16 protein-coding genes are annotated in these 15,985 nt (G+C 32.8%); 11 read left to right on the forward strand and 5 right to left on the reverse strand.

Going from position 1 to position 15,985, the window contains the following annotated elements:
• The first annotated feature begins 6 nt into the window (after positions 1-6).
• The 7 genes from AC4FQ3_RS05780 to AC4FQ3_RS05810 all read left to right on the forward strand — a co-directional run bounded on the left by AC4FQ3_RS05780 (position 7) and on the right by AC4FQ3_RS05810 (position 6,009).
• Complete coding sequence (locus AC4FQ3_RS05780) at positions 7-549, forward strand: hypothetical protein (RefSeq protein ID WP_491181203.1); 543 nt, start codon at positions 7-9, stop codon at positions 547-549.
• Positions 550-733: 184 nt separating this feature from the next.
• On the forward strand, positions 734-1,192 hold the full coding sequence (locus AC4FQ3_RS05785) for a Fur family transcriptional regulator (protein ID WP_029268726.1): 459 nt from the start codon (positions 734-736) through the stop codon (positions 1,190-1,192).
• Between the two features lie 95 nt (positions 1,193-1,287).
• The gene (locus AC4FQ3_RS05790) at positions 1,288-2,559 is read left to right on the forward strand and encodes an adenylosuccinate synthase (RefSeq protein WP_042566398.1); all 1,272 of its coding nucleotides are present in this window, start codon (positions 1,288-1,290) and stop codon (positions 2,557-2,559) included.
• Between the two features lie 54 nt (positions 2,560-2,613).
• Positions 2,614-3,195: an NUDIX domain-containing protein gene (locus AC4FQ3_RS05795; protein WP_302095189.1), complete on the forward strand. Its 582-nt coding sequence runs from the start codon at positions 2,614-2,616 to the stop codon at positions 3,193-3,195.
• A 44-nt stretch (positions 3,196-3,239) separates the two neighbouring features.
• Entirely contained in the window at positions 3,240-4,214 is a 975-nt protein-coding gene (locus AC4FQ3_RS05800; RefSeq protein ID WP_491181204.1) for an acyltransferase family protein, read from the forward strand.
• Between the two features lie 138 nt (positions 4,215-4,352).
• Positions 4,353-5,240, forward strand: a complete 888-nt coding sequence (locus tag AC4FQ3_RS05805; protein ID WP_491181205.1) for a L,D-transpeptidase — start codon at positions 4,353-4,355, stop codon at positions 5,238-5,240.
• 265 nt (positions 5,241-5,505) lie between these two features.
• Complete coding sequence (locus AC4FQ3_RS05810) at positions 5,506-6,009, forward strand: hypothetical protein (protein WP_042566402.1); 504 nt, start codon at positions 5,506-5,508, stop codon at positions 6,007-6,009.
• Between the two features lie 61 nt (positions 6,010-6,070).
• On the opposite strand, the gene guaB is transcribed toward AC4FQ3_RS05810, so the two are convergent.
• From guaB to AC4FQ3_RS05830, 4 genes are all read right to left on the reverse strand, one after another.
• Positions 6,071-7,543, reverse strand: a complete 1,473-nt coding sequence (guaB, locus tag AC4FQ3_RS05815) for an IMP dehydrogenase (RefSeq protein WP_042566403.1) — start codon at positions 7,541-7,543, stop codon at positions 6,071-6,073.
• Positions 7,544-7,759: 216 nt separating this feature from the next.
• Positions 7,760-9,154, reverse strand: coding sequence for a DUF5723 family protein (locus AC4FQ3_RS05820; RefSeq protein WP_491181206.1), 1,395 nt, complete (start codon positions 9,152-9,154; stop codon positions 7,760-7,762).
• Positions 9,151-9,708: a hypothetical protein gene (locus AC4FQ3_RS05825; RefSeq protein ID WP_491181207.1), complete on the reverse strand. Its 558-nt coding sequence runs from the start codon at positions 9,706-9,708 to the stop codon at positions 9,151-9,153. The genes AC4FQ3_RS05820 and AC4FQ3_RS05825 overlap by 4 nt, the downstream gene beginning before the upstream one ends.
• An 83-nt stretch (positions 9,709-9,791) precedes the next feature.
• On the reverse strand, positions 9,792-10,658 hold the full coding sequence (locus AC4FQ3_RS05830; RefSeq protein ID WP_491181208.1) for a hydroxymethylglutaryl-CoA lyase: 867 nt from the start codon (positions 10,656-10,658) through the stop codon (positions 9,792-9,794).
• A 291-nt stretch (positions 10,659-10,949) separates the two neighbouring features.
• Here AC4FQ3_RS05830 and AC4FQ3_RS05835 point away from each other — a divergent pair, with 291 nt between their 5' ends.
• Both AC4FQ3_RS05835 and AC4FQ3_RS05840 read left to right on the forward strand, forming a co-directional pair.
• Entirely contained in the window at positions 10,950-11,561 is a 612-nt protein-coding gene (locus AC4FQ3_RS05835) for a hypothetical protein (protein WP_491181209.1), read from the forward strand.
• The gene (locus tag AC4FQ3_RS05840; RefSeq protein ID WP_491181210.1) at positions 11,558-12,274 is read left to right on the forward strand and encodes a DUF3307 domain-containing protein; all 717 of its coding nucleotides are present in this window, start codon (positions 11,558-11,560) and stop codon (positions 12,272-12,274) included. The genes AC4FQ3_RS05835 and AC4FQ3_RS05840 overlap by 4 nt, the downstream gene beginning before the upstream one ends.
• Here the strand turns inward: AC4FQ3_RS05840 and AC4FQ3_RS05845 are convergent.
• Positions 12,260-13,294: a quinone-dependent dihydroorotate dehydrogenase gene (locus AC4FQ3_RS05845; protein WP_491181211.1), complete on the reverse strand. Its 1,035-nt coding sequence runs from the start codon at positions 13,292-13,294 to the stop codon at positions 12,260-12,262. The genes AC4FQ3_RS05840 and AC4FQ3_RS05845 overlap by 15 nt on opposite strands.
• 344 nt (positions 13,295-13,638) lie before the next feature.
• Between AC4FQ3_RS05845 and AC4FQ3_RS05850 the strand changes: the two genes are divergently transcribed.
• Both AC4FQ3_RS05850 and AC4FQ3_RS05855 read left to right on the forward strand, forming a co-directional pair.
• Positions 13,639-14,859 carry an OprO/OprP family phosphate-selective porin gene (locus AC4FQ3_RS05850; protein ID WP_491181212.1) on the forward strand — a complete coding sequence of 407 codons (1,221 nt, stop codon included), beginning with the start codon at positions 13,639-13,641 and terminating at the stop codon, positions 14,857-14,859.
• Between the two features lie 130 nt (positions 14,860-14,989).
• Positions 14,990-15,946, forward strand: a complete 957-nt coding sequence (locus AC4FQ3_RS05855) for a DUF6515 family protein (protein WP_491181213.1) — start codon at positions 14,990-14,992, stop codon at positions 15,944-15,946.
• Positions 15,947-15,985 lie beyond the last annotated feature (39 nt).

Raw genomic sequence — 15,985 nt, forward strand, 5'->3', positions numbered from 1 at the left:
ATGATTATGAAAACAGATTCTTTAGAAATTCCGAAATTAAATTTTGATGAAAATGGCGAACTTATAATTGTCGCTTCTGAATCTTCTTCCAAAGATGATTTTGATTTTTTTCAGGGAAAATCTGTTATTCGAAATAAAAAATTAAAAAAAAGATTCGCGAATTCTAACGAATGGATTGAATTTCCATCAACTCAGGAAATGTACAAGATTTTAAACGGAATTGGAAATATCGATAATTTCCTTGCCACTTTTGACGGAGAACCTTTTGAAGGAATGACGGTTCGCCTTTTTAATCCAAAAACAAAATTGTGGAGTATTTATTGGGCAGATTCGACTTCGGGAACTTTGGATAAACCGGTTGTAGGTTCTTTTGAAAATAAAATAGGGCATTTTTTTTCGAAAGATGTATTCGAAGGGAAAAATGTAATTCAGGTATTTCGATGGGATGCACGAGATGAAAACAATCCGGTTTGGAGTCAGGCAATGTCTGATGACAAAGGAAAAACCTGGGAATGGAACTGGTTCATGTATATGTCCAAAACCAACTAAAAATTTGTTAGTTTTATCATAAATAAAAATAATTATGTTAATTAAGTTCTTGTGAACTTTCTAAAATTTATCGTTGTAAAACCTTGTATTTAATGTGATATTCATAATCGAATATAGATTTGAACGTTAAACTTTAAACCCGAAACTTTTATTCATTAAAAATAAAAAATTATCTTTGCCGGATATGACACTCATTTCAACTGACAACACTAGAAATCAAGAAATTGTAAAAAACGTTTTTACAATGTATCTTGAACAAAAAGGGCATCGCAAAACTCCTGAGCGCTATGCTATACTTCAGGAAATTTACGATAGCGAAGAGCATTTTGATATAGAAAATCTTTATATCAAAATGAAAAACAAAAACTATCGTGTGAGTAGAGCAACTTTATACAACACGATTGAGTTATTGTTAGACTGCGCATTGGTTAGAAAACATCAATTTGGACAAAATCAGGCTTACTACGAAAAATCATATTTCGACAAACAGCACGATCATATTATCATGACTGATTCTGGCGAAGTAATTGAATTTTGTGATCCAAGAATTCAAACCATCAAAAAAACAATCGAAGAAATATTTGATATCGAAATCACGAATCATTCACTTTATTTCTACGGAAACAAAAAACAAAAACAATAATCCGGAAAGGAATTATTCAAAAAATAAAAAAAAAGAAAATTAACTACATTAATCAGTAGGGCGACTTAGATTGCCTCAACGCAAATTAAAACAGAATGACCGTAGATTTATTACTAGGATTACAATGGGGAGATGAAGGTAAAGGAAAAATTGTTGACGTTCTTACCTCAAATTATGATATTATTGCACGTTTTCAAGGAGGACCAAACGCAGGACATACATTAGAATTTGACGGAATTAAGCACGTTTTAAGAACCATTCCTTCTGGAATTTTTCATAAAAATTCAGTAAATATCATCGGAAACGGGGTTGTAATTGATCCTGTAGTTTTTCAAAAAGAAATTGAAGGTTTAGAGAAATTTAACCTTGACATCAAAAACAAATTGATCATTTCAAGAAAAGCGCATTTAATTTTACCAACGCACCGTTTATTAGATGCAGCATCTGAGGCATCAAAAGGAAAAGCAAAAATTGGTTCTACATTAAAAGGAATTGGCCCAACTTATATGGACAAAACCGGTAGAAACGGTTTGCGTGTTGGAGATATTGAATTAGAAGATTTTAAAGAGCGTTACAGAGCTTTGGCTGACAAACATGAGGCAATGATTGCTTTTTATGATGTAGCGATTCAATATAACTTAGCTGAACTTGAAAAAGAGTTTTTTGAAGCTATTGAAGAATTAAAAAAATTAGATTTTATTGACAGTGAAGAATATATGTACCAGGCTCAAAAAGCAGGTAAATCTATTTTATGCGAGGGAGCTCAGGGATCTTTATTAGATGTTGATTTTGGAACTTATCCTTTTGTAACATCTTCAAATACTACTGCTGCCGGAGCTTGTACTGGTTTAGGAATTGCTCCTAACAAAATCAAAGAAGTTTACGGAATTTTTAAAGCTTACGTAACACGTGTTGGTAGCGGACCATTCCCTACTGAGCTTTTTGACGAAGTTGGTGCAACAATGGCAAGAGTTGGTAACGAATTTGGATCTGTTACAGGAAGACAAAGACGTTGCGGATGGTTAGACTTAGTGGCTTTAAAATATGCTGTTCAGGTAAATGGAGTTACGCAATTGATGATGATGAAAGGTGATGTACTTTCTGGTTTGGAAACTTTAAAAGTTTGTACTGAATACAACTATAAAGGACAAATCATTTCTCACTTTCCTTACAACATCGAGCCTGAAAATGTTACTCCGATTTATAAAGAGTTTAAAGGATGGCAAGCTGATTTAACAGGATTGACTACTTATGATCAATTACCAATCGAGCTAAAAGAATATATCGAGTTTATTGAAGCAGAAGTTGGTGTACCAATCAAGATTGTATCTGTTGGACCAGACAGAAAGCAAACAATAACAAAATAATACATCTAAACGCTCTGATAACCAGAGCGTTTTTTTATACAAAACATTTCACACATGAAAAATCCAGAAATTAAAATTACTGAAACTAAGTTATTATCAGACAATTGGTATGTATTAAACAAAGTAACTTTTGATTATCAAAAGAAAGATGGCAATGTAGAATCGCATATTCGTGAAGTTTATGACCGAGGAAATGGCGCCGCTATTTTATTATATAATACCGAGAAAAAAACCGTAATTCTAACGAGACAATTTCGTTTGCCAACTTACCTTAACGGAAATAAAACCGGAATGATGATCGAAGTTTGCGCCGGACTTTTGGATCAGGACAATGCCGAGGAAGCAGTTATTCGTGAAACGGAAGAAGAAACGGGTTATCGCTTAAGCAAAGTTCAAAAAGTTATTGAAACTTATATGTCGCCGGGATCTGTAACAGAAATTTTATATTTATTTGTTGGTGAGTATGATGAAACTATGAAAGTAAACGATGGCGGTGGATTAGATGCTGAACAGGAAAATATCGAAGTATTGGAATATACTTTTGATGAAGCTTATGCGATGTTTGAATCTGGTGAGATTACAGATGCTAAAACTATTATGTTGTTGCAGCATGCTAAGATAAAAGGGCTGATTTAAATATACTTACATACTTAACTTAACCTCAATAAAAACTCATTATAGTGAGAGAAAAAAATACAAGAATTAAAAATATTGATTTATTAAAAGGTATATTAATTATTTTAGTAATAATAGGACACGTAATTCAGGGAGCGTTAAGTGAATCAATTTGGCGAACTCTAATTTATAGTTTTCATATGCCTCTTTTTATTGGAATAACCGGATACCTCCTAAACATTAATACAATTTCAGAATTAAATCTGTACGATCTCTTCAAAAAATACTTTTTAAGAATAATACTACCATGGATTATTGCTTTAATATCTTACTATATAATATCTTGCATTTTAGGAACGAATTTATTTTCTATTGCAAAATTTAAAAATTCTATCATTTATCCCTTCTATCATTTATGGTTTATTCCTGGTTTTTTAAGCTGGATACTACTAACATGGCTTTTTAAAAAACTTTTCACAAATTATAATATTATATTGATTTTAGGCCTTTTGATATCGATAACCTTCTTTATTTTATATAAGTATTCCTCAATCTATACACAAATCCCTTTTTTGAATAAAATATTTTCAATTCTCATATATACCTTCAGACCTTATTTTTTTATATTTTTTCTTATTGGAATTAGTTATAGAAATAAAACTATAAAAAAATTAAGATTAATTGAAATTATAACCCCTTTTATTTTTCTAGGCCTTGTTGTTTATTTATTTTTTTATGATAGTGTGATATTATCAATTCTAAATTTCTTTCTATTAAATCTTTTAATTTTGAATCTTTGCTTAAAACTAGCCCTGACAGATTCCTTATTTGAATCTAAATCGATTCAATGGTTAGGAATAAACTCTTTGGGTATCTATCTATGGCATGTTTTACCAATCTTAATTTCCAAGTATTTAGTAGGAACGCAATCTTTAATTAAATTTTATCTCATAACTATTATTCTTGAAGTTCTATTTATAATTTTATATAAAATATTAGTCAAGGTTAATTTTTTTAAAAAGTATATATTCGGAATGTAATGTGTTTATGATTTTTAAAATTATATGCACTTCAGATCTATAAAAAGTAAAATGTTAATAAAATAAACAATTCCAAAAATTCTGTAATTCGTCTAAGCTGTAAAAAAAATAACTTTACTCTACTAAAAAATCCCAATTATGAGAAAGTTATATTACACATCAAATATTTTGTTTTTATTAATTTTAACCTTAATAGTTTCTTGTAAGGAAAGCAAAACTACAAGAACGAATGAGGAAGAAGCAAAACCGCATAAAACAATTGAATATAAAAAACCTGCGTCATCTGTTAGCTTTCATTTTGAAAAAACAAAACAATGGCTTGAGACTAATAAAAGTGATTCGACTAAATTAGATATTGTATATGCCATAAACAGAACTGATAAAGCCAATTTAGCTAAAATGGACTCTGTTGTTATTCCATCAGATTTTAGTGGAGATTTGCCTTATTATCTTCCGTTTCCTATTCACGTTTCGAGTTTAGAAGAGGTTGAAAAAGTGTTGATTTTTTCTTATCTAACGCAAACATTTGCCGCTTACGAAAATGGAGAATTAGTTTATACCGGTCCAACAAATATGGGAAGAAAAAAAGATCCAACACCAACCGGATTATTTTTTACCAATTGGAAAGCAGAACAAACAACAAGTACTTTTAACGACGAATGGGATTTAAAATGGAATTTTAATATCGAAAATAAACTCGGAGTTGGTTTTCATCAGTATGAATTACCGGGATATCCTGCCTCTCATTCTTGTTTGCGATTGCTTGAAAAAGATGCAAAATACCTATATAAATGGGCAGATGAATGGATTTTGAAAGATAAAGAAAACGTAAAAGTAAAGGGAACTCCTGTTATTGTTTTTGGAAGCTATAATTTTGATGGGCCAAAACCTTGGTATGAATTAGTTAACGATCCGAAAGCATTGGATATTTCTGAATCTGATATTGAAAAAGAAACACAGCCTTTTATTCAAAAAATACTAGATAACCAAAAAGTAAGAGCAGGTCAGGAAGCTGTTTCACCTTAAAAATAATATATTTCTACGCAGAAAAAGCTAACGCAATTTTAAAAATTGTGTTGGCTTTTTTATTTTGAAGTAAAGATGAGTTACAAAGTTTTTTCTTTCACGCAGATTTAAAAAGATTTTAGCTGATTTGTGTAGCTAATTAAATATTTAAGATCTGTTCAAATCTGCAAAATCTGCGTAAAAAAAATCTCTTAAATATTTTTATCCTAAGTAATTTTTATTTGCTACTTTCGTTTCATATTATTAGCCAAAATTTAAATATCACATGTCAAAAAATCTACTTTTCCTATTTTTACTATCGGGTTTTATTTCGATAGGGCAAACAAAAAAGAATTCAAAACTAGAAACTTATACAAGCCGAAAAGAAATTTATCAAATTAAATACAATCCTGATCATTGGATTAAAAATACAGACTCTATAGACTGGGATGCACAATTTCATGACAAGTATAATTTAGTAAACGCGTACTTTATTGAATATGATTATTTTATTACTGATAAAAATCTTAAAAGTACCATTCAGGACGAATACAAAGAGTTTGGAAAGATCAAAAACCTGAAAATCTATAAAAAGAAAATAAACGATATTACCGTTAATTACTTTGAGTGTGAATTAGATTACAATGATATTTTATACAAATACCAAGGTTTTATCTACAACGGAAAAGGTGGTTCTATCCAAATGCAATACGGCGCTCAGGCCGAAGCGATAGAACCAAATCAAGGTATAATTGATGAATTGAATAATGGGATTTCGATTATTCAATAAAAATCAAAAAAGGCATAAGAATTAAATCTTATGCCTTTTGTTTTATAGTGAAAGCTGAAAATTATCTTGAATAATTCGGAGCTTCTTTTGTAATAGTAACATTGTGTGGGTGACTTTCAGTAATTCCGCTTGACGTGATTCTAACAAAACGTCCGGATTCCTGTAAAGTTGGAATATCTTTTGAGCCACAATATCCCATTCCGGCACGAAGACCTCCGATAAACTGAAGCATACTTTCGTTTAATTCTCCTTTGTAAGGAACACGACCAACGATTCCTTCCGGAACTAATTTTTTAACATCGTCTTCAACATCCTGAAAATAACGATCTTTAGAACCTGTTTGCATGGCTTCAACAGAACCCATTCCGCGGTAAGATTTGAATTTTCTTCCTTCAAAAATAATAGTTTCTCCCGGAGATTCTTTTGTTCCTGCTAATAATGAACCTAACATTACACAATCGGCACCTGCAGCAATTGCTTTCGGGATATCTCCTGTATAACGAATTCCACCATCTGCAATAACCGGAACTCCAGTTCCTTTGATAGCCGCAGCTACTTCAAGAACGGCTGAAAATTGAGGAAAACCAACACCTGCTACGATACGTGTTGTACAAATAGAACCTGGTCCTATTCCTACTTTTACACCATCTGCTCCATTTTCTACTAAATATTTAGCTGCTTCGGGAGTTGCGATGTTTCCAACAATTACATCAATGTTTGGGAATTTTGCTTTTATTTGTTTCAATGTGTTTACAACACCTTCTGTATGTCCGTGTGCTGTATCAATAATGATTGCGTCTACGCCTGCAGCAACTAACGCTTCAGCTCTTTGAACTGCATCGCCAGTAACTCCAATTGCGGCAGCAACTCTCAAACGACCAAAAGTATCTTTATTAGCGATTGGTTTTTGAGTTAATTTTGTAATATCTCTAAAAGTAATTAGTCCAACTAATTCATTTTGAGCATTTACAACTGGTAATTTTTCTATTTTATGGCCTTGTAAAACTACTTCGGCCTGTTCTAATGAAGTTCCTTCTGCAACAGTAACTAAGTTTTTACTGGTCATTACTTCTATAATTGGTCTCGCTCCGTTTTTTTCAAAACGTAAATCACGATTTGTAACGATTCCTTTTAAGATTCTGTTTTCGTCAACAATTGGAATTCCGCCAATTCCGAATTCTTTCATGGCATTTTTTGCATCTGCAATTGTTGAAGTCATTGGTAATGTTACCGGATCGATAATCATTCCTGCCTCAGCACGTTTTACTTTTCTAACCTTCGCTGCTTGTTGCTCGATGGTCATATTTTTATGCAAAACACCAATTCCGCCTTCTTGCGCCATAGCAATTGCCATTGCACTTTCGGTAACGGTATCCATAGCAGCTGATACTATAGGAACGTTTAGTGTTATATTACGGGAAAATTTTGATTTGATACTCACTTCGCGAGGAAGCACATTCGAGTAGTTAGGTACTAATAATACATCGTCGTAAGTTAAACCTTCGCCGATAATCTTGGAGTTGTGTGCTATCATGGTGCAATTTGTAGTTGAATTGCGTGCAAATATAGTGAATAAATTGGAAACTTGAATACTAAGTTTTTCTTAATTTTATCTCTATAAGAAAGGTACTACATTCGTAATCTTCAAAATCCAAATAAAAAATCCCAAATTCCAATTTTGTTGCTCCATTCGAAAATATGCTGCAATAAAGGTTTGGAATTTGGAATTTATGTATTGGAATTTATAAAATTAATCTGAATCTGGAAAAATAAAATTTAAACCAAATTGAAACGCTATACTATTGGCTTTGGTGACATCTTTATATTCAAAAACATTATCGACCAGAGCATAAATATTGAATTTTCCAATTGTTCCGGAAAGCCCTAATCCTAAATTTGTATTCGAAAAAGTATCAAATGTATAAGTCGCTTTAAAATCTAATTTTTCGAAAATACTGCGTTTATAAAAAGCAGTAAAAGCTGTAAAAGGTTTTTTTGGCATACTCATTATAAACAACTGACCTCCAATAGAATTTGCATATCCTCGCTTACTTTTGGCCCTGCAATCACATTCTTCACCATATCTTGATTCTCCAAACGAATATTGAAGAGAAGAATAGAATTTTGTTGGCCTCCAGGTTGTGTATTTGTTATAGAGTGTATCTCTCGGAATAGCTTTATCAAATTCTCCTAAAACATTTCTTGGTCCATCTATATCATCAAAATTAGGATTTACTCCATTATAAGTATAACTTCCTTTATAGGTTCGTGTTTCTATATCCTTAGACTGCCTCACAAAACCCAAATCTATAACACTTGCTGTAAACTGAAGATTATCCTTAAAATAATAGGTAACTCCTGCATCTACCCCCAAACCTAAACTTCCGTTAAAAAAACTGTTATGTATAATATCTTCAGTCTCACTCCCTCTGTATTCATCTTTTGTAAAAGTAGAAATACCTGAAGTTTTAAGTTCTAAATTTGAAGAAATTACCTGGGTATAAATATTACGCGTACCTTCAATTTCGTCTGTATAAATAAACCCCGAATTATTTGTTGATGTTGCATTTGCACCACTTGAATAAAGTTTGGCGCGGCCACCCAACACTAATTTTTCACTTATTTTTTTATGAAATCCAACATGAAGAACTGAAAGCGCTTCGGCTCTAACATTTAAATCAGCAAGATTAAAGGATTTACCCATGTGATCCCGATTTCCATCTAATGCCAATATTGCTAAATCTTTAGGTACATACATCAAAAAATCAAATTCCTGATAAACTCCAAATGACACATACGACTGGCTATCTTCTCCTCCAACTCTAAAACCTCCTGAAAACACTTCGACTTGCTCATTAACATGGGTTTTATCATTGGCTGATGATTTGTTTATAATATTTCGAACTTTTTCGGTAAAATCAACTCCGTCATTAGCAAATAAATCATACGCAGAGAAGCTTTTCGAACCTACATTAGCTGAAACTCCGGATAATAATGGAATTCCAAAATAATATTTATACGAAACATCGGCACCCGGATTGACTAGTGAAGCTTGTGGAATTGAAGTAAAATTATATAGTAACGCCTTATTTTGCGCAAAACCAAACTGGAAAACAACCAGTATTATCAGATATACTTTTCTCATTCGATTTCCATATATGCGGTTGCGCTCGATCGTAATTTCAAATTACCTACACTATTCTCATTTAAGGGTGGACCTGCAGCTATTCTAACAGTAAAACCAATTTCAACTGTTTTTTTCAAAAGCTCTAGTCTTGCCTGTTCGAAAACTTCTGTGGGAAATTTTATGACATTCACGCTTCCTGTGTATGCCGGAACTTCAAAAGTTATGGTTTCGATGATTGCGTCATTTTTATCATAAAGCACAAAATCAATACTAAAAGCTCTGTTTATAGTGTTTTCTATTTCGAAATCGAGTTCTGCCTTAACCAGATTATCTTTGAAATGATTTTCTTTAAAAATTTTAAAAGGCTGAACATCGACTGCAATTTCCTGTGCACTTCCATCGTCTATGAATTTATTTGCAGGAACATCAAAAAAAGCCAGGTTAGCTACAAAAACAGGTTCGAGTTTGATATTATTGATTTGATCAATATCTAAATCGCTTGCGCATGAAGAGAATAAAAATGCCAAGCCTAAGAATATATGAATCCTTCTGATTGAGTGTGGTATTTCCATAAAAAGTAGATTAAATAATAAGAAACAACGCTAATTTGATGTAACTTATTATAAATTGAGTAATAAATATACTACTTTTTATTCTAATGAAATTTTCCAAACAGTTTTGAAGCCTCATTATAAGCGCTTTCAAAACTTAAAGAATTTAGTCCTGTTGTTTTTTTATTTGAAGTAAAATAGGAAATTAACTTTTCGGTAGGCATATTTCCGGTTAATTTATCTGTAGCCATCGGGCAGCCTCCAAAGCCCTGAATTGCACCGTCAAAACGAGTACAGCCGGCTTTTGAAGCTGCTTCTATTTTTTCGAACCAGCTATTTGGAGTGGTATGCAAATGTGCGCCAAATTCAATTTGAGGATATTTCGGAATTAAATTCGAAAAAAGATACGTAATTACTTCCGGCGTTGAACTTCCAACTGTATCAGAAAGTGACAGGATTTTCACACCCATTGTCGACAGTTTTTCTGTCCACTCCCCTACGATTTCAACATTCCACGGATCTCCATACGGATTTCCAAAACCCATTGAAAGGTACGTTACGACTTCTTTATTTTTTTTATCAGCAATTTCCAGAATTTCTTCTAATGTAACCAAAGATTCTGCGATGGTTTTATGTGTGTTTCGCATCTGGAAATTTTCGGATATAGAAAAAGGAAAACCTAAATATTGAATAGGTTCATGCTCTGATGCCATTGCAGCGCCTTGTGTATTGGCAATAATAGCCAACAGTTTACTTGTTGTTTGTGACAAGTCAAGCTGTGCCAAAACTTCGGCTGTATCCTGCATTTGCGGAATCGCTTTTGGAGAAACAAAACTTCCAAAATCAATGGTATCAAAACCCACTCTAAGCAAAGCTTGTATGTATGAAACCTTATTCCTGGTAGGAATAAAGGTTTTGATACCCTGCATGGCATCGCGTGGACATTCGATAATTTTGATTTCTTTATTCAAAGTTTATTCTTTTGTGAAGGCTAAGTTAGTTTCTTTTTTAAAGAAATAAAAGTTATAATTTTCTTAAGCATTGAATGCAATCATAAAAGTCCAGTTAAATACATAGAAACATAGATTTGTCATACTTTTAAAAAGGCATTTCATTTGAGTTTTTCTAAAATCTATATTCAGTGCCTTTAAATAATTACACAATATTGTAATTATAAATAATATTACCAAAAAAAGTAATATTTATAATTATTACATATATTTGTAATACATAAGTTAATTAATTTTTAATTATATTTGAATATGACAAGCGTAATTACAGGAGACATAATTGGTTCAAGACAGCAAAAGTCTAAACATTGGGTAGAGGATTTAAAAAAAATCCTGTCGCCGTTTGGAGAAATGCCTGTTCAATGGGAGATTTACAGAGGAGATGAATTTCAGGTGGAAGTCAAAAATCCTGAAGAAGCTTTATTGACTGCTATTTTAATAAAAGCACATCTAAGAGCCATAAAATCTGATGCGAGAATGAGTATTGGTTTTGGAGATAAAACGCATAATGCCGAAAAAATATCCGAAAGTAACGGAACTGCCTTTATAAATTCGGGAGAACTTTTTGAAACTTTAAAAAAACAAAAGGTGACTCTAGCTCTTAAAACCGGAGATATTGTTTTTGATGAAAAAATGAATTTAATGCTTCGTCTGGCATTAACTTTTATGGATACTTGGCTTGCTCAACCGGCTCAATTTGTTGCTGTTGCAATAGAAAACCCAAACTTGTCGCAAGAAGAACTGGGACAGAAATTAGGCATTAATCAAGCCGCTGTAAGCCGAAGACAAAAACGTGCCCAGTTTGATTTGGTTATGAATTTAGATCGATATTTTAGAACACAAATAAAAGAACTTACGTCATGATTTTATTTATAAAACTACTTTTAGCACATTTATTAGGCGATTTTATATGGCAGCCAAATTCGTGGGTTGCAGATAAAGAGACTAAAAAACATAAGAGTATTTATTTATATTTTCATATTCTTTTACACGGTATTCTGGCAGCGGTTTTAGTATGGGAAATTGCTTTTATTCCTTATGCTATTTTAATCGCAATATCGCACGGAATCATTGATTTAATCAAACTCAATTTTCAAAAAAACAAAACAAAACGTACTTGGTTTATTGCAGATCAAATTGCACATATTTTAGTTTTAATTACAATCGTATTACTCTATCAAAACAAAACCATCAATTTTATCTGGTTTGATAATCAATTCTGGATTTTAATAACAGGATTTTTATTTATTACAAAACCAACTTCTATTTTTATTAAAACCATTATTTCTATCTGGAGTCCGGAAAGTCAAGATAGTAATCAGGATAATTCACTGGCCAATGCCGGAAATTACATTGGCATATTAGAACGCTTATTTGTATTTTGCTTTATATTGACCGGCCATTTTGAAGCAATTGGTTTTTTATTGGCCGCCAAATCTATTTTTAGGTTTGGAGATCTAAAAGAAGCCAAAGACAGAAAACTTACCGAATATGTTTTAATTGGCACTTTAATAAGTTTTGGCGTTGCTATAACTATCGGACTTATTGTACAGGCCTTGTTATTACAATTGCTTTAAAACTTTTTTATTTATTGCTTTTATCAACGCCGGACCTTCATAAATAAATCCGGTATACAATTGCACTAAACTTGCTCCGGCATTCAATTTTTCGATAGCATCATCTGCAGAATGTATTCCTCCTACTCCAATAATCGGGAATGCTTTATTGCTTTTTTCAGAAAGAAAATGAATCACTTCTGTAGAACGCTGCGTTAGCGGTTTTCCTGATAATCCGCCCATTTCAGATTGATTTTGAGATTGTAACCCGTCTCTGGAAATAGTAGTATTTGTAGCGATTACACCTGCAATTTGAGTAGTTTTTACAATATCAATAATATCTAATAATTGCTCGTCTGTTAAGTCCGGTGCAATTTTTAAAAGTATTGGTTTTATTTTTTGAGTGCTCGTTTTTTGCTTTTCTACATTTCTGTTTTGCAAAGTTTGTAATAAGGCTGTCAAAGGTTCTTTATCTTGTAAAGCTCTTAAATTTGGTGTGTTTGGCGAACTCACATTTACCACAAAATAATCGACATGATCAAATAATGCATCAAAGCAAATGATATAATCGTCAACGGCATTTTCGTTTGGTGTTACTTTATTTTTTCCAATATTTCCACCAATTAAAACATTTGAATTCTTTTTTAAACGTTCAACAGCTTCAAGAACTCCGCCATTATTAAATCCCATTCGGTTAATAATTGCCTGATCTTCTTTTAATCGAAACAAACGTTTTTTAGGATTTCCTTCCTGACCAACAGGAGTTACAGTTCCTATTTCGATAAAACCAAAACCAAAGTCTGAAAGTTCTTTATACAACTTTGCATCTTTATCAAATCCTGCAGCAAGTCCGACCGGATTCTTGAATTTAATTCCAAAAACTTCACGCTCTAAACGGCTGTCTTTTACTTCGTAAATTGATTTTATAATTGATGAAACTCCTGGGATTTTTGAAATGAATTTAACAAATGAAAAAGTAAAATAATGTACTTCTTCCGGATCAAACCAAAAAAGTATTGGGCGAATTATCAATTTATACATAAGAGTTGTGTTGTTGTTTTTTCGGTTGCAAATTTAATTATAATACTTGAAAATGACTCTTTTTTATAAAAACAAATAAATAAGGGTACTCAAATCTACTTGCAAAAACACAACAGCATCATAACCAGTTAATTAAAAAATAATTAAATTTTTAACTTTTAAAATTGTGATGATTTTTAAAGAAACTCAAAATGAAACTTTTAACGTTGCAAGTTATAAAATGAAACAATGTAGCGCCTTTAAGCCTGCCTTTTGGAAGTTTTAATACTTAATTTTGAAACACTAAGAAAATTCTTGTTTCAGAATTGTTTGATTTAAATGAATAACAGTCTTACATCAAGCCTATGCACATCAGCATTAAAATCATACGCCATTTCAAAAAATATCTGTCGGTTATTCTGTTATTATTGAGTATTTCAGGCTTATCACAACAAATAAAAGATACAACCAAACTCATTCATTTTAGATATGGCGAAAAAGGAATTGAATTACGAACCAACGATAATAAATTTCTATTTCAGCTTCAGAGTCGTTTACAATTTCGGTTTTCTACGCCAAATGATCAGGATCCGTTAACATATGACGATTATAGTCAGGATAAACAAACGACTTTTAAAATCAATCGTGCGAGGTTAAAAGTGGGCGGTCATGCTTTTGAACCCTGGCTCAATTATTATTGGGAATATGAATTGAGTCAGTCGAATTTGCTTGATTTTAGAATCATGGTCGAAAAATACAAATGGCTTAGTTTAAAAGTCGGACAATGGAAAGTTGAGTTTACCCGGGAACGTTTTATTAGCAGTGGAGAGCAGCAAACCGTAGACCGGTCTTTAATCAATCGCCCGTTTACGGTAGACAGGCAAATGGGAGTTGAATTGTACGGGCATCTGAAAGGAAAAGGAATCGCTGATTTTAACTATTGGGCAGCAGCTTTAACAGGAACCGGAAGAGGAAATACTTCAAACGATGATAACAACCTTATGTATTTTGGTCGTGCTCAATGGAATTTTCTCGGAAGATTTCTTGATTTTGAAGGAAGTGATTTAGAATTTCACGAAAAACCGACACCAATTATTGCTTTTTCTGCCATTACAAACCGAAGTCCATATACGAGGTTTTCGCAATCCGGAGGCGGTTATTTAGACGGATTTGAGGACGGAGCGCCGGGACAATATCGCGTTAACCAATGGAATTTTGAAAGTGCTTTTATGTATCGTGGATTTTCGTGGCAAAGCGAATGGCATACTAAAGAAATTATTGATAAACTGGACAATAACAAAACCACTACGATGAAAGGTTATTATGCTCAGCTTGGTTATTTTTTTCACAATGCTTTTGAATGGTGGCCAAAACATTTGGAAATGGCAGGAAGACATGCCGCCTACAGACCTGACAACTCAATTAGACAAAATTTGCAGGATGAAACTACCATTGCTTTCAATTGGTTTTTTAAAGGCCATAAAAACAAGCTCACATCAGAGTTTAGCTATTTTAGTTTTCAGGATAAAACCCTGCCGTTAGAAGCAGGCTGGCGTTTTAGAATACAATGGGATATTTCGCTATAAATCACAAAACAAAATTCGCATTTAACTTATTTACAATCACATAGCACAAACAAAAACTAAAAATGATTTTTAATTTTTACGATTATTCTTATTTTTTTTAATAATTTTAATACACCATAAAACACTGAAAATGAAAAGTATAAATAAAACACTAAAAAAAGCGGCACTACTATGTATGGCTGGATCATTTTTCTTAATTTCTATTGATGGTTTAGCACAACGACGAGTGGGCGGCAACGGCGGCACAAAGCGAGCTGGTGGAGCTGCAAAAACAAGGCCTGCAACTCAAAGACCTGCAACGCAAACAAGGCCAGGCTCTAATAATTCTGGTGTTAGAAAATCAACCAATGCAACTACGAGACCTGCCAATACTTCAAACACAAATGCTGGAAATAGAAATACAACTACCAACAGAAACTCAGCAACCAGAAACAACATCAATAATAGCGGTAACAGAAATACCAATATTAGTGGTAATACGGTGAACAGAAACAATGTAAATATTAATGTAAACAATAGTGTACATGTTCGCAACAACCGTAATACTGTTGTAAGACCCGGTCCAAGACCTTATGTGCGCCCTCCTTACGTTTATGGCGGCTATAGATATCATACTTACAATCCTTATTTCTTTCACCCATACAGACCATTTTACTGGGGTCCGGTTTGGCATCCATGGGGATTTTTTGTAGCAACTTTGGCTGTTACAGCGATTGTAGTAAGCGTTGAAAGCACACAATATCATTATGATCAGGGGGTTTGGTATAGCTCGACAAGTGGTGGTTATACTGCTGTACCAGCTCCAGTTGGTGGAACTGTAAATAATATTCCGAGTGGTGCCCAAACTGTAAATACCGGAACCGTCAATAATTATTATTACGGTGGAACGTATTATGAAAAAGACGGCAGCACCTATAAAGTTGTTGCACCAACAGCCGGAACCTTAGTAGATAACTTGCCCGAAGGCGGTGAAGAAGTCACTATAGGAGATGTAAAATATGTGAAATTTGGAGAAACCTACTACCAACCCGTACAAGTTGATGGAAAAGATAAATACGAAGTTGTTCAGGTTGAAGAAGATAAATAATAAATATTTATTTTTATTAACCCTATAGAATAACTAGAA

The sequence above is a fragment of the Flavobacterium sp. AK-345 genome, from assembly GCF_058310175.1.